Origin of the sequence: Streptomyces sp. NPDC053513 (assembly GCF_044544765.1) — a bacterium.
Classification (GTDB): Bacteria; Actinomycetota; Actinomycetes; order Streptomycetales; family Streptomycetaceae; genus Streptomyces; species Streptomyces litmocidini.
The window spans coordinates 86,792-110,356 of sequence record NZ_JBITXP010000002.1 but is presented as its reverse complement, the minus strand read 5'-3'; the positions used below and the strand labels follow the sequence as shown (position 1 = coordinate 110,356).

At 72.0% G+C, this 23,565-nt stretch carries 25 protein-coding genes and 1 tRNA gene; 10 read left to right on the top strand and 16 right to left on the bottom strand.

Features of this window, described 5'->3' with window-relative positions; translation table 11 throughout:
- The first annotated feature begins 10 nt into the window (after window positions 1-10).
- The 4 genes from ACIGW4_RS03710 (at window position 11) to ACIGW4_RS03695 (ending at window position 5,820) form a co-directional block, all read left to right on the top strand.
- Window positions 11-1,270 carry a bifunctional glycosyltransferase family 2/GtrA family protein gene (locus tag ACIGW4_RS03710; protein WP_123453762.1) on the top strand — a complete coding sequence of 420 codons (1,260 nt, stop codon included), beginning with the start codon at window positions 11-13 and terminating at the stop codon, window positions 1,268-1,270.
- Window positions 1,267-3,429, top strand: coding sequence for an ArnT family glycosyltransferase (locus ACIGW4_RS03705; protein WP_399578285.1), 2,163 nt, complete (start codon window positions 1,267-1,269; stop codon window positions 3,427-3,429). Before ACIGW4_RS03710 ends, ACIGW4_RS03705 begins: the two co-directional genes overlap by 4 nt.
- A gap of 76 nt (window positions 3,430-3,505) precedes the next feature.
- On the top strand, window positions 3,506-5,011 hold the full coding sequence (locus ACIGW4_RS03700; protein ID WP_398707890.1) for an MFS transporter: 1,506 nt from the start codon (window positions 3,506-3,508) through the stop codon (window positions 5,009-5,011).
- A 35-nt stretch (window positions 5,012-5,046) separates the two neighbouring features.
- The gene (locus tag ACIGW4_RS03695; RefSeq protein WP_123453768.1) at window positions 5,047-5,820 is read left to right on the top strand and encodes a TetR/AcrR family transcriptional regulator; all 774 of its coding nucleotides are present in this window, start codon (window positions 5,047-5,049) and stop codon (window positions 5,818-5,820) included.
- A gap of 127 nt (window positions 5,821-5,947) precedes the next feature.
- On the opposite strand, the gene ACIGW4_RS03690 is transcribed toward ACIGW4_RS03695, so the two are convergent.
- Together ACIGW4_RS03690 and ACIGW4_RS03685 are read right to left on the bottom strand one after the other, a co-directional pair.
- Window positions 5,948-7,561, bottom strand: a complete 1,614-nt coding sequence (locus tag ACIGW4_RS03690; protein WP_123453770.1) for an MDR family MFS transporter — start codon at window positions 7,559-7,561, stop codon at window positions 5,948-5,950.
- Between the two features lie 14 nt (window positions 7,562-7,575).
- The gene (locus ACIGW4_RS03685) at window positions 7,576-8,019 is read right to left on the bottom strand and encodes a MarR family winged helix-turn-helix transcriptional regulator (protein ID WP_123453772.1); all 444 of its coding nucleotides are present in this window, start codon (window positions 8,017-8,019) and stop codon (window positions 7,576-7,578) included.
- Between the two features lie 158 nt (window positions 8,020-8,177).
- Between ACIGW4_RS03685 and ACIGW4_RS03680 the strand changes: the two genes are divergently transcribed.
- The gene (locus ACIGW4_RS03680; RefSeq protein WP_123453774.1) at window positions 8,178-8,411 is read left to right on the top strand and encodes a hypothetical protein; all 234 of its coding nucleotides are present in this window, start codon (window positions 8,178-8,180) and stop codon (window positions 8,409-8,411) included.
- A 96-nt stretch (window positions 8,412-8,507) separates the two neighbouring features.
- Here the strand turns inward: ACIGW4_RS03680 and ACIGW4_RS03675 are convergent, their stop codons facing one another.
- Entirely contained in the window at window positions 8,508-9,158 is a 651-nt protein-coding gene (locus ACIGW4_RS03675; RefSeq protein ID WP_399578280.1) for a TetR family transcriptional regulator, read from the bottom strand.
- A 48-nt stretch (window positions 9,159-9,206) separates the two neighbouring features.
- On the opposite strand from ACIGW4_RS03675, the gene ACIGW4_RS03670 reads away from it, so the two are divergent.
- From ACIGW4_RS03670 to ACIGW4_RS03660, 3 genes are all read left to right on the top strand, one after another.
- The gene (locus tag ACIGW4_RS03670) at window positions 9,207-10,139 is read left to right on the top strand and encodes an oxidoreductase (protein WP_399578278.1); all 933 of its coding nucleotides are present in this window, start codon (window positions 9,207-9,209) and stop codon (window positions 10,137-10,139) included.
- Between the two features lie 71 nt (window positions 10,140-10,210).
- Window positions 10,211-10,783, top strand: a complete 573-nt coding sequence (locus tag ACIGW4_RS03665) for a WHG domain-containing protein (protein ID WP_399578276.1) — start codon at window positions 10,211-10,213, stop codon at window positions 10,781-10,783.
- Window positions 10,780-11,619 carry an alpha/beta fold hydrolase gene (locus ACIGW4_RS03660; RefSeq protein WP_398707882.1) on the top strand — a complete coding sequence of 280 codons (840 nt, stop codon included), beginning with the start codon at window positions 10,780-10,782 and terminating at the stop codon, window positions 11,617-11,619. Before ACIGW4_RS03665 ends, ACIGW4_RS03660 begins: the two co-directional genes overlap by 4 nt.
- Here the strand turns inward: ACIGW4_RS03660 and ACIGW4_RS03655 are convergent.
- The 9 genes from ACIGW4_RS03655 to ACIGW4_RS03615 form a co-directional block, all read right to left on the bottom strand.
- Window positions 11,600-12,391: a hypothetical protein gene (locus tag ACIGW4_RS03655; RefSeq protein ID WP_399578274.1), complete on the bottom strand. Its 792-nt coding sequence runs from the start codon at window positions 12,389-12,391 to the stop codon at window positions 11,600-11,602. The two genes, ACIGW4_RS03660 and ACIGW4_RS03655, sit on opposite strands and share 20 nt — an antisense overlap.
- 59 nt (window positions 12,392-12,450) lie before the next feature.
- A complete protein-coding gene (locus tag ACIGW4_RS03650) occupies window positions 12,451-13,383 on the bottom strand; it encodes an RNA polymerase sigma factor SigF (protein ID WP_123453784.1) in 933 nt (310 codons plus the stop codon).
- Window positions 13,384-13,619: 236 nt separating this feature from the next.
- Window positions 13,620-14,471, bottom strand: a complete 852-nt coding sequence (locus ACIGW4_RS03645; RefSeq protein WP_123457390.1) for an RNA polymerase sigma factor SigF — start codon at window positions 14,469-14,471, stop codon at window positions 13,620-13,622.
- Between the two features lie 212 nt (window positions 14,472-14,683).
- Window positions 14,684-14,977 (bottom strand): Dabb family protein, encoded by a 294-nt coding sequence (locus tag ACIGW4_RS03640; protein WP_123453786.1) that lies wholly within the window; start codon window positions 14,975-14,977, stop codon window positions 14,684-14,686.
- Between the two features lie 9 nt (window positions 14,978-14,986).
- Window positions 14,987-15,151, bottom strand: coding sequence for a hypothetical protein (locus ACIGW4_RS03635; RefSeq protein ID WP_181924568.1), 165 nt, complete (start codon window positions 15,149-15,151; stop codon window positions 14,987-14,989).
- Between the two features lie 413 nt (window positions 15,152-15,564).
- A tRNA-Ser gene (locus ACIGW4_RS03630) sits at window positions 15,565-15,649 on the bottom strand.
- A 67-nt stretch (window positions 15,650-15,716) separates the two neighbouring features.
- The gene (tadA, locus tag ACIGW4_RS03625; RefSeq protein ID WP_260174414.1) at window positions 15,717-16,145 is read right to left on the bottom strand and encodes a tRNA adenosine(34) deaminase TadA; all 429 of its coding nucleotides are present in this window, start codon (window positions 16,143-16,145) and stop codon (window positions 15,717-15,719) included.
- Window positions 16,146-16,222: 77 nt separating this feature from the next.
- Window positions 16,223-16,756, bottom strand: coding sequence for a hypothetical protein (locus ACIGW4_RS03620; protein ID WP_123453789.1), 534 nt, complete (start codon window positions 16,754-16,756; stop codon window positions 16,223-16,225).
- A gap of 217 nt (window positions 16,757-16,973) precedes the next feature.
- Window positions 16,974-17,183 carry a hypothetical protein gene (locus ACIGW4_RS03615; protein WP_398707874.1) on the bottom strand — a complete coding sequence of 70 codons (210 nt, stop codon included), beginning with the start codon at window positions 17,181-17,183 and terminating at the stop codon, window positions 16,974-16,976.
- A 92-nt stretch (window positions 17,184-17,275) separates the two neighbouring features.
- Between ACIGW4_RS03615 and upp the strand changes: the two genes are divergently transcribed.
- Window positions 17,276-17,911 carry a uracil phosphoribosyltransferase gene (gene upp / locus ACIGW4_RS03610; RefSeq protein ID WP_017240523.1) on the top strand — a complete coding sequence of 212 codons (636 nt, stop codon included), beginning with the start codon at window positions 17,276-17,278 and terminating at the stop codon, window positions 17,909-17,911.
- A gap of 123 nt (window positions 17,912-18,034) precedes the next feature.
- Here the strand turns inward: upp and ACIGW4_RS03605 are convergent, their stop codons facing one another.
- Window positions 18,035-18,664: a LytR C-terminal domain-containing protein gene (locus ACIGW4_RS03605; RefSeq protein WP_359590922.1), complete on the bottom strand. Its 630-nt coding sequence runs from the start codon at window positions 18,662-18,664 to the stop codon at window positions 18,035-18,037.
- Window positions 18,665-18,788: 124 nt separating this feature from the next.
- The gene (locus ACIGW4_RS03600; protein WP_030209440.1) at window positions 18,789-19,085 is read right to left on the bottom strand and encodes a type II toxin-antitoxin system VapB family antitoxin; all 297 of its coding nucleotides are present in this window, start codon (window positions 19,083-19,085) and stop codon (window positions 18,789-18,791) included.
- Between the two features lie 97 nt (window positions 19,086-19,182).
- Here ACIGW4_RS03600 and ACIGW4_RS03595 point away from each other — a divergent pair, with 97 nt between their 5' ends.
- A complete protein-coding gene (locus ACIGW4_RS03595; protein ID WP_399578269.1) occupies window positions 19,183-20,793 on the top strand; it encodes a helicase HerA-like domain-containing protein in 1,611 nt (536 codons plus the stop codon).
- Here the strand turns inward: ACIGW4_RS03595 and ACIGW4_RS03590 are convergent, their stop codons facing one another.
- Both ACIGW4_RS03590 and pip read right to left on the bottom strand, forming a co-directional pair.
- Window positions 20,794-22,347, bottom strand: a complete 1,554-nt coding sequence (locus ACIGW4_RS03590; RefSeq protein WP_399578267.1) for a M28 family metallopeptidase — start codon at window positions 22,345-22,347, stop codon at window positions 20,794-20,796.
- Window positions 22,348-22,598: 251 nt separating this feature from the next.
- Window positions 22,599-23,534, bottom strand: coding sequence for a prolyl aminopeptidase (pip, locus tag ACIGW4_RS03585; protein ID WP_399578266.1), 936 nt, complete (start codon window positions 23,532-23,534; stop codon window positions 22,599-22,601).
- Window positions 23,535-23,565 lie beyond the last annotated feature (31 nt).

Sequence of the window (23,565 nt, the reverse complement as noted above, 5' to 3'; positions counted from 1 at the left end):
GGTCCCTGTCATGCGAACCCAAACCATCGGGGAAGCCCTCCCCGCCCGGGAGCACCTGCCGGTGGACGCCGCCGGGCGGCCCGTCCTGGACGTGGTGGTCCCCGTCTACAACGAGGAGAAGGACCTGGAGCCGTGCGTCCGCCGGCTCCACGAGCACCTCCTGAGGACCTTCCCGTACGGCTTCCGCATCACCGTCGCCGACAACGCCTCCACCGACACCACGCCCGCCGTCTCCGCCGCCCTCGCGGCCGAGCTGCCCGAGGTCCGCTCCGTACGGCTCGAACAGAAGGGCCGCGGCCGGGCGCTGCGGACCGTGTGGTCGGCCTCGGACGCGCCCGTCCTCGCCTACATGGACGTGGACCTGTCCACCGACCTCAACGCGCTGCTCCCGCTGGTCGCGCCGCTCATCTCCGGTCACTCGGACCTGGCGATCGGCTCCCGGCTCGCCCGCTCCTCGCGGGTGGTGCGCGGACCGAAGCGGGAGTTCATCTCGCGCGCCTACAACCTGATCCTGCGCTCCTCGCTCGCCGCCCGGTTCTCCGACGCGCAGTGCGGCTTCAAGGCGATACGGCGGGAGGTCGCCGAGCGGCTCCTGCCGATGGTGGAGGACACCGGCTGGTTCTTCGACACGGAGATGCTGGTCCTCGCCGAGCGGGCCGGGCTGCGCATCCACGAGGTGCCGGTGGACTGGGTCGACGATCCCGACTCGACCGTCCACATCGTGCGGACGGCGACCGACGACCTGAAGGGCGTGTGGCGGGTGGGGCGGGCCCTCGCGACCGGTTCGCTGCCCCTCGACCGGCTCGCCCGGCCGTTCGGCGACGACCCCCGGGACCGCGAGCTGAACGGCGTGCCGGGCGGCCTCGCCCGCCAGCTCGTCGGGTTCTGCGCGGTCGGGGTCCTGTCCACGCTCTGCTACCTCGCGCTGTACTCGGCCTTCCGGCTCGGCGTCGGTCCGCAGCTCGCCAACGCGGCCGCCCTCCTCGTCTCCGCCGTCGCCAACACGGCCGCCAACCGGCGCCTCACCTTCGGCGTGCGGGGCAGGGACCGGGCCGTCCGCCACCAGGCGCAGGGGCTCGTGGTCTTCGCCATCGGTCTCGCCCTGACGAGCGGTTCGCTCGCCGCCCTCGGCGCGGCGACCGGCGATCCGGCGCACTCCACCGAGCTCGCCGTCCTGATCGTCGCCAACCTCGCCGCGACCGTCCTGCGCTTCCTCCTCTTCCGCCTCTGGGTCTTCCCGGACCGCGCTTCAGCAAGGAACGAACGATGACCACCCCGAGCCCCGCGGTTCCCGCCGCACGAGAGAACGGCCGGCTCGCCCGGCTGTGGCGCGGACGCCCCGAGGACCGCCCCTGGGCCCGGCCCGCCCTCCTCGCCCTGCTCGTTGCCACCGCGCTCCTCTACCTGTGGAACCTGAGCGCCTCCGGCTACGCCAACTCCTTCTACTCCGCCGCCGTCCAGGCGGGCTCCCAGAGCTGGAAGGCTTTCTTCTTCGGCTCCCTCGACGCGGCCAACGCCATCACCGTCGACAAGCCGCCGGCCGCGCTCTGGCCGATGGCCCTCTCCGTCCGTCTCTTCGGGCTCGGCTCCTGGCAGATCCTCGTGCCCGAGGTGCTCATGGGGGTGGGCACGGTCGCCGTGCTCCACGCGGCCGTCCGGCGCCGGTTCTCCGCCGGGGCGGGCCTGATCGCGGGCTCGGTCCTCGCGCTGACGCCGGTCGCCGCGCTGATGTTCCGCTTCAACAACCCGGACGCGCTGCTGGCGCTGCTCATGACGGTCGCGGTGTACTGCGTGCTGCGCGCCCTGGAGCGGGACCGGGGCGCGGCGAGGTGGCTCGTGTGGGCGGGCGTGGCCTTCGGCGCCGCGTTCCTCGCGAAGACCCTCCAGGCCTTCCTGATCCTTCCGCCGCTCGCGCTGGTGTATCTGGTGTGCGCGCCGGGCGGGTTCGGGCGGCGGCTCGGCCGGCTCGCCCTGGGCGGGCTCGCGCTGCTCGTCTCGGCGGGCTGGTGGGTGGCCCTGGTCGAGCTGTGGCCGGCGTCCTCCCGTCCGTACGTCGGAGGCTCGCAGAACAACAGCTTCCTGGAGCTGACCTTCGGCTACAACGGCCTCGGCCGTCTCAACGGCGACGAGGTCGGCAGCGTCGGCGGCCGGGGCCGGGGCGGCCCCGGCGGGATGGCCGAGAACCTGCCGGCCGGCCTGGAGCTGCCCGGCCGCCCGGGCGGCGGTGGCGGCTGGGGCGAGACCGGGATCGGCCGGATGTTCAACGAGTCGGTCGGCGGTCAGATCTCCTGGCTGCTGCCGGCCGCGCTGGTCCTGCTGGTCGCCGGACTCGTCGTCACCCGGCGGGCGCCCCGGACGGACACGGCGCGCTCGGCGTTCCTGGTGTGGGGCGGTGCGCTCCTGACGACGCTCGCCGTCTTCAGCTTCATGGCCGGCATCTTCCACGAGTACTACACGGTGGCCCTGGCCCCGTACCTCGCGGCGCTGATCGGCATGGGCGCGGCCGTGCTGTGGGAGGAGCGGACCCGGTGGTCCGCCTCGGCGGCGCTCGCGGTGACGGTGGCGGTGACGGCCGGATGGGCGTGGACGCTGCTCGGCCGTACGCCGGACTGGCTGCCGTGGCTGCGCTGGGCGGTCCTGGTGGCGGGCGCCGTCGCGGCGCTCGGGCTGCTGTTCGCGGGCCGGGTCGACCGGCGCCTCGGGCTCGGGGTGGCGGGGCTCGGCCTGGCGGCGGGGCTCGCGGGGCCGCTCGCGTACACCCTGGCGACGGTGGACTCGGGACACCAGGGTTCGATCGTGACGGCGGGCCCGGCGGGCGGTGGCATGGGCGGCCGGGGCCCGATGAACGGCAGGCTGTACTTCGGCTTCTTCCCGGGCGGCGCCCAGGCCCCGGGCGGTGGCCTGCCGCCGGGCGGCCAGATGCCCGGCAATGGTCAGGCGCCCGGCAATGGCCAGATGCCCGGTGGCCGGGGCCAGGGAGGCGGGATGCCCGGCGGCACCCCGCCCCAGGGACTGCCCCGGGGGACGGTCCAGGGACTGCCCCAGGGGGCGGCCCGGGGCGAGAGGCCCGGCGGCGGCATGGGCGGCCTCCTCAACGGCGCGGACGTCGGTGAGGCGGCCGAGAAGGCCCTCCTGAAGGACGCCGACGCGTACACCTGGGTCGCCGCCGCCGTCGGCGCGCAGAACGCGGCCAGCTACCAACTCGCCACGGAGAAGCCCGTCATGGCGATCGGCGGCTTCAACGGCAGCGACCCGTCCCCGACGCTCGCCCAGTTCAAGCAGTACGTCGCCGACGGCAGGATCCACTACTTCATCGGGTCCGGGGGCGGGATGGGCGGCGGCAGCGAGATCAGTTCGTGGGTGGAGGACACCTTCGAGAAGACGACGGTCGACGGCACCGCCTTCTACGACCTCACGCGGAGGAAATAACTCCTATACACCGTACGAGAAACTCTTGTACGGTGTACGAGTCCCGGCCTCGTACACCGTACAAGGAGTCCTTCCCATGACAGCAGCCACCGGCGGCGGCCACCCCCAGCGCTGGCTGATCCTCGGCGTCATCTGCCTCGCCCAGCTCACGGTGCTGCTCGACAACACCGTGCTCAGCGTCGCCATCCCCTCCCTGACCTCCGAACTCCACGCGTCCACCAGCGACATCCAGTGGATGATCAACGCGTACTCGCTCGTCCAGTCCGGCCTGCTGCTCACCGCCGGCAACGCCGCCGACCGCTACGGCCGCAAGAAGCTCCTCGCCACCGGCCTCGCGCTCTTCGGCCTCGGTTCGCTCGCCGCCGGCCTCGCCGGCTCCACCGCGCAGCTGATCGCCGCCCGCGCGGGCATGGGCGTCGGCGGCGCGCTCCTGATGACCACCACCCTCGCCGTCGTGATGCAGATCTTCGACGACTCGGAGCGGGTCAAGGCCATCGCGCTCTGGTCCACGGTCGCCTCGCTCGGCTTCGCCGGAGGCCCGCTGATCGGCGGCGTGATCCTGAACCACTTCTGGTGGGGAATGATCTTCCTGATCAACCTCCCGGTCGCGGCCGTCGCCCTCGTCGCCGTCCTCAAGCTCGTCCCGGAGTCCAAGAACCCCCAGGGCGAGCGCCCCGACCTGCTCGGCGCGCTGCTCTCCACCATCGGCATGACCGCCGTCGTGTACGCGATCATCAGCGGCCCCGGGCACGGCTGGACCTCCGCCCAGGTCCTGGTCCCGGCGGCCGTCGGCCTCCTCGGGCTCGGCGCCTTCGCGCTGTGGGAGCTGCACACCCCGTACCCGATGCTCGACATGCACTTCTTCCGGAACCAGAAGTTCATCGGTGCCGTCGGCGGTTCGATCCTGGTCGTCTTCGGCATGGGCGGCTCGCTCTTCCTGCTCACCCAGCACCTGCAGTTCGTCCTCGGATACGAGCCGCTCGAAGCCGGCCTCCGGATGGCGCCGCTCGCCCTGACGATCGTCGGCCTCAACCTGACCGGCGTCGGCCCGAAGATCGTCATGAAGCTCGGCACCCCGCCCACCGTCGTCCTCGGCATGACGCTGGTCGCCGCCGGTCTCACCTCCATCGCCCTGCTCGGCGGCGGCACGGACGGCAGCTACTGGGGGATGCTGCTCGGCCTGGTCCTGATGGGCTTCGGGATCGCCGTCTCCTCGCCGGCCATGGCCAACGCCCTCATGAGCGCGATCCCGCCGGAGAAGGCGGGCGTGGGCGCCGGGATCAACGGCACCCTGGCCGAGTTCGGCAACGGCCTGGGCGTCGCCGTCCTCGGCGCCGTGCTCAACGCCCGCTTCGCCGCCCTCGTCGCCGTGACCGCGACCTCGCTCCCGGCCGCCCTGGCCGCCGCCGGCGGCGAGGCCGAACGGCGGCAGATCTCCGACGCCTTCGCCTCCGGCCTCCAGACCAGCCAGCTCGTCGGCGCGATCGCCGTCTTCGCCGGCGGCCTCCTGGCGGCGGTACTGCTCAAGCGGGCCGAACGCGCGGAGAAAGCCCTGGCGCCCGAGCAGCCGGTGGCTGCCTAGCATGGTGACGGATCGCTGACAGACGGAGGAACGCGATGGTCAAGGCAGCCGATCGGGCCAAGAACCCGGCGCGTTCCAGCGTGTGGCTGGAGAAGCGGGCCGCCCGCAGCGGCGGGGGCCCGGCCGGGCTCGACCGGGACCGGATCGTCGCCGCCGCGGTCCGGATGCTCGACGAGGAGGGCCTCGCCAGACTGTCGATGCGCAAGCTCGCGACCGAGCTGGGCGTCACCGCCATGTCCCTCTACTGGTACGTGGACACCAAGGACGACATCATCGAGTTCGCCATGGACAGCGTCTACGGCGAGTTCGACCTCGCGGCGGTGGACGCCGCCCGGGACTGGCGGGACCGGATCCGCGTACTCGCCCGGGAGTACCGGAAGATGCTGGTCCGTCACGCGTGGATGTCGCCGAGCGCCGGCCAGTACCTGAACATCGGACCGAACGCGATCACCGTCGCGTACAAGATCCAGCAGGCGATCCGGGACACCGGCCTCTCGCTGGACCGCCAGCCGGGCGCGATGTCGGCGGTCTTCCAGTTCGTGTACGGCTACGGGACGATCGAGGCCCAGTTCGGCCGGCGCGCGGCGGAGGCCGGCATGTCGCAGGACGAGTTCTACGTGGACTCGGTGAAGGCCTTCCGGGACGACCCGGAGTTCAAGGACCGGATCGAGGGCATGGAGGAGATCCTCGACGAGCGCGCCTCGCACGGCAGCGTCGGCGTCATCTGGGACCGCGACTTCGTCCACGCCCTGGACGTCCTGATCGCCGGCATCGAGGTCATGGTCGCGCGCGAGGCCGAAGGCGACTGACGGAGGGCGTCGCGCGAGGCCGAAGGAACCCGAGGGCGGACATGACGGAGCGGCGGGCCGTCCCCTGCCCGCCGCTCCGTACCCGACCCGGCCGCGCCTCCGCTCGAAGCGCGGCCGGGAGCTTTTCCTAGGCCTTCGCCTCGGCCGTCTCCTCGGAGGCCTTCGCCTTGTTGCTCTTCAGCGCGACCTCCTTGATGAACAGCGTCACCACGAAGGCGAGCAGCGCGAACGGCGCCGAGTAGAGGAAGACGTCGGCGACACCGTGGCCGTACGCGTCCTCCATGACCGTGCGGATCGGGGCCGGCAGCTTGTCCATGTCGGGGATGCCGCCGCCCGAGCCGCCCTTGCCCATGGCGGCCGCGGCCTTCGGGCCGAGCTCGGCCAGGCCCTCCTTGACGTAGTTCGTGACCCGGTGGGCCATGACCGCGCCGAGCGCCGAGACACCGATCGCACCGCCCAGGGAGCGGAAGAAGGTGACGACGGAGGAGGCGGCGCCGAGGTCGGCGGGGGCCACCTGGTTCTGGGTGCAGAGCACCAGGTTCTGCATCATCATGCCGAGGCCGAGGCCGAGGACCGCCATGAAGAGCGCGATGTGCCAGTACGCCGTGTCGTAGCGGATCGTGCCGAGCAGCCCGAGACCGCCGGCGGCCAGGGCGCCGCCGCTGACCAGCCAGGCCTTCCAGCGGCCGGTCTTGGTGATGACGAGACCGGAGACGGTGGAGGAGACGAACAGGCCGCCGATCATCGGGATGGTGAGGACGCCGGACATCGTCGGCGACTCGTTCCGGGCCAGCTGGAAGTACTGGCTGAAGAAGACCGTGCCGGCGAACATCGCGACGCCCACGAAGAGCGAGGCGAGCGAGGCCAGGGTGATCGTCCGGTTGCGGAACAGGCGGAGCGGGATGATCGGCTCGCTCGCCTTCGACTCGACGAGCAGGAAGACCGCGCCGAGGAGGACCGCGCCGCCGACCATGGCGGCCGTCTGCCAGGACATCCAGTCGTACTTGTCGCCCGCGAAGGTCACCCAGATGAGGAGCAGGGAGACGGCGGCGCTGATGAAGAAGGCGCCGGCCCAGTCGACCTTGACCTGACGCTTCACCACGGGGAGCTTCAGGGTCTTCTGCAGGACGATCAGGGCGATGATCGCGAAGGGCACGCCGACGTAGAAGCACCAGCGCCAGCCGAGCCAGTCGGTGTCGGTGATGACGCCGCCGAGCAGCGGGCCGCCGACGGTGGCGACGGCGAAGGTCGCGCCGAGGTAGCCGCTGTAGCGGCCGCGCTCACGCGGGGCGATCATCGCGGCCAGGATGATCTGGGAGAGGGCGGTCAGACCGCCGACGCCGATGCCCTGGACGACGCGGCAGGCGATGAGCATGCCGGTGCTCTGCGAGAGACCGGCGACGACCGAGCCCGCGACGTAGACGATCAGGGCTATCTGGACGAGCAGCTTCTTGGAGAAGAGGTCGGCGAGCTTGCCCCAGAGCGGGGTGGTGGCGGTCATCGACAGGAGGGCCGCGGTCACCACCCAGGTGTAGGCGGACTGGCCGCCGCCCAGGTCGGTGATGATCTGGGGGAGGGCGTTGGAGACGATCGTCGAGGACAGGATGGCGACGAACATGCCGAGCAGCAGCCCGGACAGCGCCTCCATGATCTGTCGGTGTGTCATCGGGGCGGTCTCGCCGCCACCGCCGGTACCGGTGACGCCGTTCCGCGCACCGGTGTCGGGCGTGGTCGTGGCCATGAACTTCCTTTTTCTCAAGCGTGGTGGGCCCGGCAGTCCCCGAAGGAGTCGCGGAGGCGGGCGAGCAGGACGGTGAGCTGTTCGACGTCTTCGTCGGACCAGTCCGCGAGCGTGCGGGCGAGCGTGGCGGTCAGCCGCCGGTCGAGCGTGGCGAGCATCTCCGCGCCCGCCGGGGTCAGATGGAGGATGCGGGAGCGCTTGTCGGACGGGTCGGGCAGGCGCTCGACCCATCCGCGGTCCACCGTGTGGGCCACGTGCCGACTGCCGACCGACAGGTCGACGGCCATCAGTTCGGCCACCCGGCTCATCCGTACGTCCCCGTGGTGGTGCAGCAGGGCGAGGACGATCGCGGATCCGCTGGGGCAGTCGGCGGGCAGGGTCCGCGCGAGTCCGCGCTTCACGGCTCCGACGGCGCTCACCTGGCGGGCGAGGTTCTCGTACCGATTGCCTCTGTCCATCGGACACTCCATCGATGTTGTTGCTTAGGGCAACCATAGAGATGGATGGTTGCTTCAGGCAAACTAAATCGGTCAAACGGCGCTAAAGAATCGGCAAAGGCGGTTCGTCGCCGCCGGGGCTTGGGCCCCCCATCCCGACTTCGCTAGGGTCCTGGCCCATGGCACACAACCCCCAAGCACCGTACGGCCAGGGCCAGCCCCCTCAGGGTCCCGAGGGCTACGACCCCGCCGGCAGCACGCAGATGTTCCGCGCCTTCGTCGACGAGGGCACCCCGCAGCGGCAGCAGCCGCAGGCCGTGGCCCCGTCGGGCGGCCCGCGGGTCGGCCTGATCGTGGGCGTCGTCGCGGTGATCGCCGTCCTGGCGGCCGTCGCCTGGCTGGCGCTGGGCTGACCCCCCGTACCCCCGTCGTGGTGGGCCGGATCCGCACCGAGCGGACTCGGCCCACCTTTCTTTTCCCGTCCGTGCGCGTCTCGTCCGTGTGCGGCTTTACGGGCTCGCGTCCAGCGCCGGCGCGAGCACCGCGAAGGCCTCCCCGAGCAGGGCGACCGGGTCCTCGGTGACCTCCGTGCTTTTGCCGGCGCTCCACCGGCGCAGTACGGCGTCGAAGGCGGTCAGGGCCATGCCCGCGGCGAGCCGGGGGCGGAGGTCGGCCTCGGGGTCGCACCCCAGCCGGGCCCCCAGCTCCTCCGCCAGGTCCTCGCGCCACTCCGCCTGGTGCTCCAGGAAGCGCGCGAGGAGGGAGGGGGTCCGCAGGATCAGCCGGACCACCGGCAGCACCCGCTCGGCGTGGTCGCCGCAGGCGGCCAGGGGTACGGAGACGGCGCGCCGCAGCGCCTCGGAGGGGCGCTCGTCGGCGGGCCGGGCGGCGAGCGCGGCGCGCATGTCGGCGCCCATGCCGGCCAGGAACTGGACGACCACGTCCTCCTTGGACGCGAAGTACCGGAAGAAGGTCCGCTTGGAGACCCCGGCCCCGGTCGCGATCTCGTCGACGGTCGCGGCGTCGAAGCCCTTGAGTGCGAACAGCTGGAGCGCCGCCTCGGTGAGCTCGGTGGCGACGAGCTGGCGTTTGCGCTGGGCGAGGGTCGACTCGGGGCGGGTGGTCACGGCTCGATGGTAACGCGGTGCCTTCGATGGCATCCATAGTCATGCTTGACACCCGGTGACACGAGCGGCAACGTGTGCCGCATGACTGAGAAGCAGCGCTGGACCGCCGACCTCATCCCGGACCAGACCGGGCGGGTCTTCGTCGTCACCGGGGCCAACAGCGGACTCGGCCTCGCCACCACCCGCGCGCTCGTCCGGCGGGGCGGGCGGGTGATCCTCGCCATACGGGACGAGGCGAAGGGCCACCGGGCGGCCGAGGACCTCGCGGCGGCGGGGGCCGACCGGGACCTCCTCCTCGTACGGCGGATCGACCTCGCCGACCTCGACTCGGTGCGCGCCTTCGCCGACGGCGTGCGCGCGGAGCACCCGCGCCTCGACGTCCTCGTCAACAACGCGGGAGTGATGGCGCCGCCCCGCACGCTCACGCCCGAGGGCCACGAGCTCCAGTTCGCCGCCAACCACCTCGGCCACTTCGCCCTCACCGGCCTGCTGCTCGACCTGCTCGCCGCCGGGACCGACCCGCGGGTGGTCACGGTCAGCTCTATCAACCACCGGCAGGGCGGCCTCCGCTTCGACGACCTGAGCGGGGAGCGGGGCTATGCGCCCATGGCCTTCTACAACCAGTCGAAGTTCGCCAACGCCGTCTTCGGCAAGGAGCTGCACCGCCGTCTGGCCGCGGCCGCCAGCCCGGTCCGCAGCGTGCTCGCCCACCCCGGCTACACCGCCACCAACCTCCAGATGAAGGACACCTCCGGACTGGCGAAGCTGTTCTTCGGGCGCATCGGCAATCCGCTCCTCGCCCAGCGGCCGGAGCGGGGCGCGCTGCCCCAGCTGTACGCGGCGACCGACGCGTCCGTCGCGGGCGGCGAGTTCATCGGCCCGGACGGCATGGGCGAGCTGCGGGGCTCCCCGACCCGGGTGCGCCTCTCCGAGGCGGCGGCCGACCCCGGGACGGGCCGCCGGCTGTGGGAGGAGTCGGAGCGCCTGACGGGGGTGCGCTACCCGGGTCGCTGATTATTCTCTGGCGGAACGAACCTAGGGCCCTTAGCCTTCTTCCTAGGACGACTAGGAAAGAGGAGGGTCTCGTGGTGCGCGCGGGAATCACCGTCGGCGGCCTCGTGCGGGCGGCCGCCGAGATGGCGGACGAGAGCGGCCTCGACAAGGTCACCGTCTCGGCCCTGGCGCGGCGCTTCGGGGTCAAGGACGCGAGCCTCTACTCGCACATCAGGAACCTGCGCGAGCTGCGGGTCCGGCTCGCGCTCCTCGCCTCGGGCGAGATGAACGACGCCATCGGCGCCGCCGTGGCCGGCCGGTCCGGCAAGGAGGCGCTCGTCGCCTTCGCCGACGCCTACCGCGACTACGCCCTCGCGCACCCCGGCCGGTACGCGGCCGCGCAGCAGCGGATCGAGCCGGAGGAGATCGAGGACACCGGCGTCCTCCTGCGGGCCATCGAGCTCACCTACGGCATGCTGCGCGGCTACGGCCTCCAGGAGCCCGACCTCACCGACGCCGGCCGTCTGCTCCGCAGCACCTTCCACGGCTACGTCCACCTCGAACTGGGCGGCGGCTTCGCGCACTCCCGCCCCGTCGCCTCGTCCTGGGCGCGTTCGCTGGACGCGCTCCACCACGTCCTGGAGAACTGGGGGAACGATTCATGAACGACATCGACATCGCCGTCGGCACGGTGAAGGTCCCGGGGGCCACCCTGCGGTACGAGACCCGGGGCAGCGGACCCGTGCTGCTGCTGATCCCCGGGGGCGCCGGGGACGCCGGGCTCTTCGAGGGGATGGCCGGCCTCCTCGCCGACGCCGGACACACCGTGGTCTCGTACGACCAGCGCGGTCTGTCGCGCAGTCCGCTCGACGGCCCCCTCGCCGACCAGCGGGTGACCGAGTGGCGCGACGACGCCCTCGCCGTCCTGGACGCGGTCTCGCCGGACGCGCCCGCCGACGTCTTCGGCAGCAGCTCCGGCGGCATCGTCGCCCTCTCCCTGCTCGCCGCCCGCCCGGACCGGGTGCGCCGGCTCGTCGCCCACGAGCCGCCCCTCGTGGAGCTGCTCGCCGACCCGGCCCCGTACCGCGACCACTTCGCCGAGGTGCGCGAGCTGCACCGCACGCGGGGCCTCGGGCCGGCGATGGCCCGGTTCTCCGAGACGCCGGACGGCCGGAAGCCGGAGCGGCAGGACGGCGAACTGCCCGCCTCCATCCGGCCGATGGCCGCCCGCATGACCGCCAACATGCCGGTCTTCCTGGAGCACGTCCTGGTCCCCTTCTCCTCCTCCGCCCCCGATCTGGAGGGGTTGCGCGCCGCCGCCGGGAAGCTGGTCCTGGGCGTCGGCGAGGAGTCCACGGATCAGGAGGCGCTCGCCGGACCGGCCCGGCGGCTCGCCGAGCTGACCGGCGCCGTGCGGACGGAGTTCCCCGGCGGCCACGTGGGCTGCGTGGAGCACCCGGCCGAGTTCGCGAAGGTGCTGCTCAGCGCCATGTGGCGGTGACCTCGCGGGTGTCGATCCGCATCCCGATCGGCACCCGCCAGGAGTCCACGCACACCGTGTACGTCTGCGTCCGCGCCGCCCCCGCGGCGATCGGCGCGGGCAGCGGCTGACTGGAGGAGAACGTCCCCCAGTCGGTGCCGAGCAGGCCGATGACGTGCGTCGCGAAGCCGACCGTCCCCGAAGTGGCCGCGGAGCCACCGGTGTTGCGGAAGGTCACGGTGACCCGCTGGCACCAGCGCCGGTCGCCGTCGGCGAGGCTGGGCGCGGAGACGGTGAGCACGGCGGGCCCGGGCGCGGGGGTCGGCGTGGGTGACGGCGGGGGCGTGCCGGTTCCGGTGCCGGGCGGCGCGGGCCTGGGCGTCGTGGAGGGCGTACGGGGCGGGGTGCTGCCGCCGGGCTCCGGGGCCGGGGCGGGGGCGCCGGTGCCGGGGGCGGGGCCCGCGCCGGGGTGGACCGGCTCGGGCGCCGGAGCCGTACCGGCGGGACCCGGGCCCGTACCCGTGTCGGAAGGCCCCGGTGTGCCCGGAGCGTCGGACGGGCCCGGGGAGGGTGCCGCGGGCGACGGGGAGGACGTGCTGGACGTCGTCCCGCTCGCGGAGGGGCTCTCCAGGGGGACCAGACGGACCGCGCCCGAAGGGGCGACCGCGCCCTCGGGCGAGGGGCCTGCGCCGACCGCCGCGTACCCCTCGCCGTCTCCTCCGCCACCGCACGCGGTCAGCGCCCCGCCGAGGCAGAGCGCCACCGCTACGAGTCCCGGCTTCCTGCGCCTCATGCGTCCCAGTCTGGCTGACGTGCCGTCAACGGACAGGGGTTTCGCGGAAGTCGCTCGGCTCAGTCGGAGATGAGGCCCTCGCGCAGCTGGGCGAGGGTGCGGGTGAGGAGGCGCGAGACGTGCATCTGGGAGATGCCGACCTCCTCGCCGATCTGCGACTGCGTCATGTTCGCGAAGAAGCGGAGCATGATGATCTGCCGCTCGCGGGGCGGCAGTTTGGCGAGCAGCGGCTTGAGCGACTCGCGGTACTCGACGCCTTCGAGGGCCGAGTCCTCGTAGCCGAGGCGGTCCGCGAGCGAGCCCTCGCCGCCGTCGTCCTCGGGCGAGGGGGAGTCCAGCGAGGAGGCGGTGTACGCGTTGCCGACGGCGAGTCCGTCGACCACGTCCTCCTCCGACACTCCCAGCACCGCGGCGAGTTCGGGAACGGTGGGGGAGCGGTCGAGCTTCTGCGCGAGCTCGTCGCTGGCCTTGGTCAGGGCGAGGCGCAGCTCCTGGAGCCGGCGCGGCACCCGCACCGACCACGAGGTGTCGCGGAAGAAGCGCTTGATCTCGCCGACGACGGTCGGCATGGCGAACGTCGGGAACTCCACGCCCCGTTCGCAGTCGAAGCGGTCGATCGCCTTGATGAGGCCGATGGTGCCGACCTGGACGATGTCCTCCATCGGCTCGTTGCGGGAGCGGAAGCGGGCCGCCGCGTACCGCACGAGCGGGAGGTTGAGCTCGATGAGGGTGTCGCGGACGTAGGTCCGCTCCGGGCTGTCGGCGGCGGCGCCCTCGGCGTCGAGCGCGCGCAGCCGCAGGAAGAGGGAGCGCGAGAGGGTGCGGGTGTCGAGGGCCCCGGACGTGACGACCATCGGCGGAGGCGCGGTGTCGGTGGTCTCAGCGGCGTTCACGAGCTCCGTGCCGTCGGCCGCGGTCGGCGCCGTCGTCTGCGTGGGCACGGGAACGGGCGTGAGCGTGAGCACCTTCGAGCTGCCCAGTTCTGTGGACATGCCACCCCCTTTGAGGTCGCGGACGGTCGCGGTGGCCGCGACCGTCTGAGGAACGCAGCCTCCACCTGAATACCGGCGGCGGGGCTGCGGCAAACTCGGTTCCAGCAGAATGTCACATGTCGGCAACACGCTGTAGTGACTTGTCGACACAGCGGTGGTGCATTTCCGCAGGAAACAAGGGGTGTACGGCATTTGGTGCGGGTGAGAACTGCTCCGAACCGGTCTACCCGTTCCGGTTACGCCTCGATCCTGTTTGCGGATCTCAGGCGGGCGAAACTGCGGGCGAGGAGCCTTGACACGTGCATCTGGGAGACGCCGAGCTCCTGGCTGATCTGAGACTGGGTCAAGTTGCTGTAGTAGCGCAGCATCAGGATCCGCTGCTCCCGCTCGGGCAGCTGGACGAGCAGGTGCCGGACGAGGTCGCGGTGCTCGACGCCGGCCAGCGCGGGGTCCTCGTAGCCGAGCCGGTCGAGCAGTCCGGGCAGCCCGTCGCCCTCCTGCGCGGCCTCCAGGGAGGTGGCGTGGTACGAGCGGCCGGCCTCGATGCAGGCGAGCACCTCGTCCTCGCCGATCCGCAGCCGCTCGGCGATCTCCGCGGTCGTGGGGGAGCGGCCGTGAGCGGTCGTCAGGTCCTCGGTGGCGCCGTTCACCTGGACCCACAGCTCGTGCAGCCGGCGCGGCACGTGCACGGTCCGCACGTTGTCGCGGAAGTACCGCTTGATCTCGCCGACGACGGTCGGCATGGCGAAGGTGGGGAACTGGACGCCCCGGTCGGGGTCGAAGCGGTCGATGGCGTTGATGAGGCCGATGGTGCCGACCTGGACGACGTCCTCCATCGGCTCGTTGCGGGAGCGGAAGCGGGCCGCCGCGTACCGCACGAGCGGCAGGTTCGCCTCGATGAGGGCCCCGCGCACCCGGTGGTGCTCGGGGGTGCCCGGCTCCAGGTTCTTCAGCTGCCCGAAGAGCACCTGGGTGAGGGCGCGGGTGTCGGCGCCGCGACTGCTCTGGGGGCGCGGGCGCGGGGCTTCCTGGCCGCCGCCGCCCGCCTCGTGCTGGGGCGGGACCTGAGGTGCTGTACTGGCCGGCACGTTCACGCCACCCCTTCGCCTGTTCTTGCTGGTCGACCGGGTCAACTACGGTCAACTCATCCGTCAAAAGCGGTCATAGCATCACAAGACATGTCCACTGTGTGCAAGCACCGCATAATCCCGTGTTGAGGGCATACTGGCGGAAAAAGGGGAGGTCACGCACGGAAAAGGCCCCCCGCCGCGAGGGCAGGGGGCCTCGGGGTGAAGGAGGACTAGAAGGCGTAGTCCGCGATCACCCAGGTGGCGAACTCGCGCCACTGGGCGACACCGGCCTGGTGCGCGGGGTGGTCCAGGTAGCGCTGGAGCGCGTCCTCGTCCTCGACGGCCGAGTTGATGGCGAAGTCGTACGCGATCGGGCGGTCCGTGATGTTCCAGTCGCACTCCCAGAACTTCAGCTCCGGGATCTGCCCGCCGAGCGCGCGGAACGCCTCGACGCCGGCGACCACGCGCGGCTCGTCGCGCGATACGCCGTCGTTGAGCTTGAAGAGGACCAGATGGCGGATCACGGTGAGCTCCTAGTTGACGAGTTCGGTCATGAACTGACCGACCCCCTGGGCGGCGCTGGAAATGCCCTCGAACCCTACCTGGACCAGATCGGCCGCCCGGGCCGGGGAGTTAACGATCGTGTACAGCACAAAGACCACGACCGCGTACAGCGCGATCTTCTTCGCCTGCGCCATCTGCCCGGCCCTCCCCTGTTCCCCCGGCTGTTCCCCCGCCGTACGACCGCGCCACTCTAACCGAGTGCTTATGGACCAAGGGCCCGGCGATCGGGGCCTTTCGCCGCCCTCCGGAAGGGTGACGGGCGAGCAGTATGGATGTCGAGCCCGGCGGATCTGGCAGGAATCCGCAAGGCTCCTGGAACCGGCCCGCACTGCGGGGTCCGCGCCGCGGGCTTCCCCCCTGAACGCGGCGCAGGACCTGCGGCTCCGGTTCTCATCGGGGGGAGCGGCTTGTCCCCCCGATGCCGCTCCCCCCGGCCCCTTCCCTCCCCCCACGCCTCCCTCTCCGGGGATACGCCTCTTCAGAGATACGCCTCTCCGGAGGTACGCCGAAGGGCCCGGCGCTGATGCGCCGGGCCCTTCGATCGAAGCGGTAGCGGAGGGATTTGAACCCTCGGTGACTTGCGCCACACTCGCTTTCGAGGCGAGCTCCTTCGGCCGCTCGGACACGCTACCGAGAGAGAGCTTAGCCCAAACTCGCGCTGCGATGAAATCCGCATCGAAGGCCAGGTCGGAGCGGGGGTCAGCGGCTGCGGAAGAAGGCCGTCAACTGCTCGGCGCACTCCTCGCCGAGGACGCCCTGGATCACCTCGGGGCGGTGGTTGAGCCGCCGGTCCCGCACGAGGTCCCAGAGCGAACCGGTCGCGCCCGCCTTCTCGTCGAGCGCTCCGAACACCACCCGCTCGACGCGGGACTGGACGAGCGCGCCGGCGCACATCACACACGGCTCCAGGGTCACGACCAGCGTGCAGCCCGTCAGCCGCCACTCGCCGGTCACCGCCGCCGCCCGGCGCAGGGCGAGCACCTCGGCGTGCGCGGTGGGGTCGCCGGTGGCCTCCCGCTCGTTGTGCGCGCGGGCGATCACCGCCCCGTCCGGGCCGAGCACGACCGCCCCGACCGGTACGTCACCGGCCGGCGCGGCCGCGTCGGCCTCGGCGAGGGCGAGACGCATGGCGTCCCGCCAGGGATCCCGGACCGGGTCCCGAACGGAGTCGGGAGCGGGGTCGGGAACGGGTACCGCGGATGCCACTAGCGGACGGCCTCCAGGACCTCGGCGGCGCCCAGCGCCTCCGCGATCTCCGCGAGCGCGTCCGTGTCGAGGGCCAGCAGGTCCTCCGCCGACATCCCGAGGTCGGCCAGGATCAGCCGGTCGCCCACCGGAGCGGCCGGGACGGCCTCGGCGGCCACGGAACCCGCCTCGTCCTCGTCCGCCTCGCCGTCGAGCGGCTCCCCGTCCTCGGTGCCGTCCAGGTCCAGCGTCTCCAGTTCGTCGACCAGGTCGTCCAGGTCGTCGCCGAGGATCTCCCGGGTGAGCATCTCCCCGTACGAGGAACGCGCGGCGGCGGCCCCGTCCGAGACGTAGATGCGGGGGTCCTCCTCACCCTCGATCCGGACGATCCCGAACCACGCGTCCTCCTGTTCGATGAAGACGATCACCGTGTCGTCGTCCGAGGCCTCACGAGCGAGCTCGGCCAGATCCGACAGGCTCTCCACGTCGTCGAGCTCCGTGTCGCTCGCTTCCCACCCGTCTTCGGTGCGCGCGAGCAGTGCGGCGAAGTACACCTGACTCTCTCCCACTGATCAGAGGTGTGACGTTCCGGCGGCGCGCTTCCGATGCCCCGCCCAATCGGCATCGTGACAGAAACGTCGCCGTCAGGAGAGGTCTTCGGCTCTTGCGTCGTGCATCAGTCTGAACGACCCCGCGATCGGGTGGGCGTGCGACCCCGGCGCACGGAGGGGGCGCACGGCCGGCTGCCGCCGCGGCGCCCCACGGACGGCCTCACCAGCGGAAGGTCCGCATGCGCATCGCCTGGCGCATCCGGGCGGCCCGGGCGCGCCGCGGCTGCACGCGTTCGCGCAGCGCCTTGGCCTCGTTCAGCTCGCGGAGGAACTGGGCGCGCCGCCTGCGGCGCTCCGCGTCGGTCTCCGGTACCGGCGTGCGGGCCGCCCCCTCGGCGGCTTCCTCGGCCGGTTCTTCCAGGTCGGGCATCGGCCACACCACCCCATCGCTGGGTCCCTGTGCCCCCACCTTCCCCCAGCGGCGTGGGTCGATGCCAGTGCTCGGCGGGCTACTGTTGAGTCATGCGTCTCCACGTCGTCGACCACCCCCTGGTCGCCCACAAGCTCACCACCCTGCGCGACAAGCGCACGGACTCCGCGACCTTCCGCCGTCTCGCCGACGAGCTGGTCACCCTGCTCGCCTACGAGGCCACCAGGGACGTGCGGACCGAGCAGGTCGACATCGAGACCCCCGTGACGCCCACGACCGGCGTGAAGCTGTCGCACCCGCGTCCGCTGGTGGTCCCGATCCTGCGCGCCGGGCTCGGGATGCTCGACGGCATGGTCCGGCTGCTCCCGACGGCCGAGGTCGGTTTCCTCGGCATGATCCGCAACGAGGAGACGCTGGAGGCGTCGACCTACGCGACGCGGATGCCGGAGGACCTCTCGGGCCGCCAGGTCTACGTCCTGGACCCGATGCTGGCGACCGGCGGCACGCTGGTCGCGGCGATCCAGGAGCTCATCAAGCGCGGCGCCGACGATGTGACCGCGGTCGTGCTCCTCGCCGCCCCGGAGGGCGTCGAGGTCATGGAGCGCGAGCTCGCGGGCACGCCGGTGACCGTCGTGACGGCCTCGGTCGACGAGCGGCTCAACGAGAACGGCTACATCGTCCCGGGCCTGGGCGACGCGGGCGACCGCATGTACGGCTCGGCCGAGTAAGGCACTGTCGGCTCAACCGCGCAAGACACTGTCGGGCCGGCCGGACAAGGCGTTGTCGGGTCGGCCGGACAAGGCGCCGTCGGCTCACCGAAGAAGGCACCGCCGGCCTCCGCCGAGCAGGTCCTAACGGCAGGGTTTCACCGCGGGCGCGGGCTTGGTCAGGGCGACCAGGGCCGCGTCCGCCGTCGCTTTCGGGGACAGCGTCTTGAACGCGGTCCCGATGATCAGGTCCACGTCCGCCGTGCCCCGGGTGTCCGTCTTGGCCGTGGCGCCCGCGAGTTGGGTGCGGAGGACCGGGAAGGCGCCCTTGGTGGCCGTGGGCGCGCCGAGCAGCAGGCCGGCGCCCGGGACCTTCTTGTCGTAGGCGGTGGGCGCGTTCCCCACCTTGCCGATCTTGAAGCCGCGCTTCTTGAGCTCGTCCGCGGTCGTCTTGGCGAGCCCGCTGCGCGGGGTCGCGTTGTAGACGTTGACCGTGATCTGCGCGGGCTTGGGGAAGGCGGCGGCGGGCGCGGTGGTGGCCTTGGGCGCGGGCTTGCAGTCGGTCTGCTTCCCGGCCGTCGTCTTCGAGCCGTCGCCGCCGGAGAAGACGTCGACGAGCTGGAGCGTCCCCCAGCCGGCCGCGCCGAGCACGACCACGGCGGCGGCGGACGCGAGGACGATCCTGCGCCGGCGGTGGGGGCGGCGCATGCGGGGGTAGACATCCCCCGTGATGCGGTACTTTCCGCCCATGCCGGGGGGAGTGAGCATGCTCATGAACGCAGCGTAATGCCGCCCGTCGGCGATGCCTACTTGATGATCATGTGATCGCGTCCGGATGGGGGCGAACTGACCCCGAAAGGCTCAGCGGGAAGCTCGGCGGGGCGGGTCCGCGGAGGGCTCAGTCGAGCTCCAGGACGCGGGCGTGCAGCACCTGCCGCTGCTGGAGCGCCGCGCGGACGGCGCGGTGCAGTCCGTCCTCGAGGTAGAGGTCGCCCTGCCACTTCACGACGTGCGCGAAGAGGTCGCCGTAGAAGGTGGAGTCCTCGGCGAGCAGGGTCTCCAGGTCCAGCTGGCCCTTGGTGGTCACCAGCTGGTCGAGGCGGACCGGGCGCGGGGCGACGTCCGCCCACTGCCGGGTGCTTTCCCGGCCGTGGTCGGGATACGGCTTTCCGTTTCCGATGCGCTTGAAGATCACACGGAAAGCCTACCGGGCGAGCGGCTCCCGGCGCAGCCACGCGAGAGCAGTGGGATGCTGGTGCAAACCGTGACAGAACCGGAATCGGGGTGCCGTCGTGAGCGTGAGCGAGCAGCCGCCGGACGCCGAGGCGACCCGGATCGCCGCCGGGTACGCCTTCGACGGCCCCGCACTCGAACTGGGGGCTCTGCTCTGGGACGGCGTCTGTCACCCGGACGCGCGCATCCGCGTCCCGCTGCCCGTGCTCAACCGGCACGGTCTGGTCGCCGGGGCGACCGGCACCGGCAAGACGAAGACGCTCCAGCTGATCGCCGAGCAGCTCTCGGCGAACGGCGTGCCGGTCTTCCTCGCCGACATCAAGGGCGACGTCTCCGGGATCTCCGCCCCCGGCCGGGACGGCGAGCGGGTCCGGGAGCGCGCCGGGCAGGTGGGCCAGGAGTGGCGGGGGCGCGGCTTCCCCTGCGAGTTCTACGGGCTCGGCGGCACCGGCCCCGGCGTCCCGGTCCGCGCCACGGTCACCGGCTTCGGTCCCGTCCTGCTCTCCAAGGTGCTCCGGCTCAACCCGACGCAGGAGCAGTCGCTCGGCCTGATCTTCCACTACGCCGACGCCAAGGGCCTGGAGCTGGTCGACCTCAAGGACCTGCGGGCGGTGGTGGCCTTCCTGGTCTCGGACACGGGGAAGGCGGAGCTCAAGGGCATCGGCGGCCTGTCGACGGCGACGGCCGGGGTGATCCTGCGGTCGATCACGGCCTTCGAGCAGCAGGGGGCGGGGGACTTCTTCGGGGAGCCGGAGTTCGACACGGCCGAGCTGCTGCGGACGGCGGAGGACGGGCGCGGGATCGTCTCGGTCCTGGAGCTGCCGGCGGTGCAGGACAAGCCGCAGCTGTTCTCGACCTTCCTGATGTGGATGCTGGCGGACCTCTTCGGCGACCTCCCGGAGGTCGGCGACCTGGAGAAGCCGAAGCTGGTCTTCTTCTTCGACGAGGCGCACCTGCTCTTCAGCGGCGCCTCGAAGGCGTTCCTGGAGTCGATCACGCAGACGGTGCGGCTGATCCGCTCCAAGGGCGTCGGGGTCTTCTTCGTGACGCAGACGCCGAAGGACGTCCCCGCGGACGTGCTGGCGCAGCTCGGCAACCGGGTGCAGCACGCGCTGCGCGCCTTCACTCCGGACGACGCGAAGGCCCTGAAGGCGACGGTGCGGACCTTCCCGAAGTCGCCGTACGACCTGGAGGAGGTGCTCACCGGGCTCGGTACGGGCGAGGCGGTGGTCACCGTACTGAGCGAGGAGGGGGCGCCGACGCCGGTGGCGGCGACCCGGCTGCGGGCCCCGGAGTCGTTGATGGGCCCGATCGACGCGGCGGCCCTGGACGCGGCGGTGAAGGGTTCGCCGCTGTACGGGCGGTACGCGGAGGCGGTGGACCGGGAGTCGGCGTACGAGAAGCTGACCGCCGAGCAGCGGGCGGCGGAGGAGGCGGCGCTCCGGGCCGCCCGGGAGAAGGAGACGGAGAAGGAGACGGCGCTCCGGGCCGCCCGGGAGAAGGAGGGGGCGGCGAGGGCCCCCGCTCCCGGTGACCGGGAGGAGGAGCCCTCGCTCGTCGAGCAGGTGGTGGGCAGCGGGATCTTCACGTCCCTGGCCCGGTCGGTCGGCACTCAGCTGGGCCGGGAGATCACCCGCTCCCTCTTCGGGACGGCCCGCCGGAGGCGGTAGCTACTGCGTCACCTCGTCGTGGTCCCCGTGCAGACCGCCGCCGCTGCCCGCGTCGCCGGTGGTCGGGGTGGAGACGACCGGCTTGCGCAGGGAGGAGATGTCGTGGGCGTAGGTGCCCACGGCGTTGGCGATGACGTCGATGTTGACGTCGAAGGCCGTCATGTCGATGTTGTGGATGTCGTCGCCCTTGGCGTGGTAGTTCACGTCGTACGCGACGCCCGCCGTGCCGCCGAACCTGGCCGCCTGGGCGGGGGTCTTGATGCCCTCGGCGCCGGTGAAGGTGCCGCCGGAGGGGATGCCGACCTCGATGAACGGGCCGTAGTCGGAGCGGCCGGTGAAGTCGGTGCCCTCGTGGGGGACGCCGCGCCCGTCCATGAAGTCGGTGATGTCGCGCTCCAGTTGGGCGGAGCCCTCGGGTCCGGCGCCCGCGCCGACGCCGTCCGAGTTGTCGCCGTCGTACACGAACAGGCCGTAGTTCGGCGAGGCGATCATGTCGAAGTTGAGGTAGAGCCTGATCTCCTTCCTGTCGAGCGCCGACAGGCTGTTGACGTAGTGCTCGGAGCCGAGGAGGCCGACCTCCTCCGCCGACCACCAGGCGAAGCGGACCTTGTTGCGGACCTTCTCCTTCGACTTGGCGAGCTCCAGGGCGGTCTGCAGGAGGCCGGCGGAGCCGGAGCCGTTGTCGTTGATGCCGGGGCCTGCGGTGACGGAGTCGAGGTGGGAGCCGAGCATCACGGTGTTGGCGGCGTTGCCGCCCCGGGTCTCCGCGATGACGTTGTTGGTGGTGCGCTTCTCCTGGAGCTGGCGGATCTCGAAGGAGAGGGAGACCGGGCCCTTGGCGAGGTCGGCGGTGAGCCGGGTGCCCTCGGCCAGGCTGATCCCGCCGGTGGGGAGCTTGCCGGAGGCGGGGTCGCCGAGGGTGCCGGAGAGGGCGCCGTCGACGTTGTTGTAGACGATCGCGCCGACGGCGCCGGCCGCTGCGGCGTTCTGCTGCTTGATCGCGAAGGAGCAGACGCCGCGCTTGATCAGCGCGATCTTCCCGGTGAAGGCGCCGGAGGCGAAGTCGCCCGGCTCGCAGCCGGTGGAGCCGTCGGCGTCGACCGGTACGGCCGCCAGTTCGGCGGTGATGCCGCCGACCGGGGTGGACTTCGTGTACGTCATCGCCCTGATGCCGAGCGCCCGGGGGTCGGGCGAGAGGACGGAGGCCTTCTCGGCGAGCGTCTGGGTGTAGACGAAGTCGAACTGCTGGTACCGGACGTCGTATCCGGCCTTCTTGAGCTGCGTGTACACATAGGCGGCCGAGGCGTCGTGGCCGAGGGTGCCGGCCGCGCGGTTTCCGGCGGCCGAGTCGGCTATCGCCTGGAACTTCTGCAGGTGCTTGTAGGCGTCCTGGGCGGTGGTTTCGCGGACCAGCTTCTTCGCCAGCCTGGCGGCGTCGCGGGCGGGCGCGGCCGCGGGGTCCTGACCCGCGGTGGCGGGGGAGGCGAGGACCAGCGGGGTGGCGAGGGCGGCGGCGGCGAGGATGGCCGCGGCTCGGCGCTGGGATGCGTTCACAGAAGTCCTTCCCGGTACGGACGGAGGTTGAGGGGAAGCTAGCGATTTCGAGGGCGTTCTGTGAACAGATCCGTCGCAATTCCTGCCAGGTCAGCGCAGGAAGGAAATATGGAATTATCAATTCCCCTCCTTCGGACCCTGTTTCGCGGCCTTCGGGGCGTTTTTCGGAGCAGGCCCCGGGCGGATGCCGGGCGGATTCCGAAGTTCACGCACCGATCATCACGCGCATGCGTGATGATCGCCCGGTGGGTTCACCCTTTCGCGAAGCGGTCGAGGGCCGCCAGGATCCGCTCCCGGGTCTCCTCGCCGCCCAGGTGCCCGGCGCGCTCGACGACGTGCAGCTCGGCGTCCGGCCAGGCGCGGGCCAGCTCCCAGGCGGTGGTGAGCGGCCCGCCCATGTCGAGCCGGCCGTGGGCCAGGACTCCGGGGATGCCGGCGAGCCGGTGCGCGTCGCGGATCAGCGCGCCCTCCTCCAGGAAGGCGCCGTGCGCGAAGTAGTGCGAGCAGATCCGGACGAAGCCGAGCCGGGCGTCGTCGACCCGGTCGGTGTACGGGGTCCCCATGCCCTCCGCCGAGAGGACCGCGTCCTCCCAGGCGCACCAGTCGGCCGCGGCCTTCTCCCGTACGGCCCGGTCGGGGTGGCCCATGAGGGCCGCGTACGCCCCCACGACGTCGGGGGCGTTCCCCGCCCCCGCCCGGAAGCGCTCGTGGGCCTCGGGGAAGAAGCGGCCCACGCCCTCGTACAGCCAGGCGGTCTCGGAGCGGCGGGTGGTCGTGACGGACGCGATCACGATCTCCGACACGCGCTCGGGGTGGGCCTCCGCGTACGCCAGGATCAGCGTGGAGCCCCAGGAGCAGCCGTACAGCAGCCACTTGTCGATCCCGAGGTGCTCGCGCAGCCGCTCCATGTCGGCCACCAGGTGCGCGGTGGTGTTCACGGACATGTCGGCGGCCGGGTCGCTCGCGTGCGGGGTGGAGCGCCCGCAGCCGCGTTGGTCGAAGAGGACGACCCGGTACGCCTCCGGGTCGAAGTACCGCCGGCTGCGCGGGGAGGAGCCGGAGCCGGGCCCGCCGTGCACGACGAGCGCGGGCTTGCCGTCCGGATTTCCGGACACCTCCCAGTGGACGAGGTTGCCGTCGCCCACGTCGAGCAGGCCTTGGTCATGGGGTGCGGTCTCGGGGTGCATCCGGCCGACGCTACCGGGCGCGGACACCGCG

Excerpts from the sequence above, each read along its gene's own strand:
- ACIGW4_RS03710 (WP_123453762.1), top strand. The coding sequence starts at position 11 with ATGCGAACCCAAACCATCGGGGAAGCCCTCCCCGCCCGGGAGCACCTG.
- ACIGW4_RS03705 (WP_399578285.1), top strand. The coding sequence starts at position 1,267 with ATGACCACCCCGAGCCCCGCGGTTCCCGCCGCACGAGAGAACGGCCGG.
- ACIGW4_RS03700 (WP_398707890.1), top strand. The coding sequence starts at position 3,506 with ATGACAGCAGCCACCGGCGGCGGCCACCCCCAGCGCTGGCTGATCCTC.
- ACIGW4_RS03695 (WP_123453768.1), top strand. The coding sequence starts at position 5,047 with ATGGTCAAGGCAGCCGATCGGGCCAAGAACCCGGCGCGTTCCAGCGTG.
- ACIGW4_RS03690 (WP_123453770.1), bottom strand. The coding sequence starts at position 7,561 with ATGGCCACGACCACGCCCGACACCGGTGCGCGGAACGGCGTCACCGGT.
- ACIGW4_RS03685 (WP_123453772.1), bottom strand. The coding sequence starts at position 8,019 with ATGGACAGAGGCAATCGGTACGAGAACCTCGCCCGCCAGGTGAGCGCC.
- ACIGW4_RS03680 (WP_123453774.1), top strand. The coding sequence starts at position 8,178 with ATGGCACACAACCCCCAAGCACCGTACGGCCAGGGCCAGCCCCCTCAG.
- ACIGW4_RS03675 (WP_399578280.1), bottom strand. The coding sequence starts at position 9,158 with ATGCCATCGAAGGCACCGCGTTACCATCGAGCCGTGACCACCCGCCCC.
- ACIGW4_RS03670 (WP_399578278.1), top strand. The coding sequence starts at position 9,207 with ATGACTGAGAAGCAGCGCTGGACCGCCGACCTCATCCCGGACCAGACC.
- ACIGW4_RS03660 (WP_398707882.1), top strand. The coding sequence starts at position 10,780 with ATGAACGACATCGACATCGCCGTCGGCACGGTGAAGGTCCCGGGGGCC.
- ACIGW4_RS03655 (WP_399578274.1), bottom strand. The coding sequence starts at position 12,391 with ATGAGGCGCAGGAAGCCGGGACTCGTAGCGGTGGCGCTCTGCCTCGGC.
- ACIGW4_RS03650 (WP_123453784.1), bottom strand. The coding sequence starts at position 13,383 with ATGTCCACAGAACTGGGCAGCTCGAAGGTGCTCACGCTCACGCCCGTT.
- ACIGW4_RS03635 (WP_181924568.1), bottom strand. The coding sequence starts at position 15,151 with ATGGCGCAGGCGAAGAAGATCGCGCTGTACGCGGTCGTGGTCTTTGTG.
- tadA (WP_260174414.1), bottom strand. The coding sequence starts at position 16,145 with ATGCGTCTCGCCCTCGCCGAGGCCGACGCGGCCGCGCCGGCCGGTGAC.
- ACIGW4_RS03615 (WP_398707874.1), bottom strand. The coding sequence starts at position 17,183 with ATGCCCGACCTGGAAGAACCGGCCGAGGAAGCCGCCGAGGGGGCGGCC.
- upp (WP_017240523.1), top strand. The coding sequence starts at position 17,276 with ATGCGTCTCCACGTCGTCGACCACCCCCTGGTCGCCCACAAGCTCACC.
- ACIGW4_RS03605 (WP_359590922.1), bottom strand. The coding sequence starts at position 18,664 with ATGAGCATGCTCACTCCCCCCGGCATGGGCGGAAAGTACCGCATCACG.
- pip (WP_399578266.1), bottom strand. The coding sequence starts at position 23,534 with ATGCACCCCGAGACCGCACCCCATGACCAAGGCCTGCTCGACGTGGGC.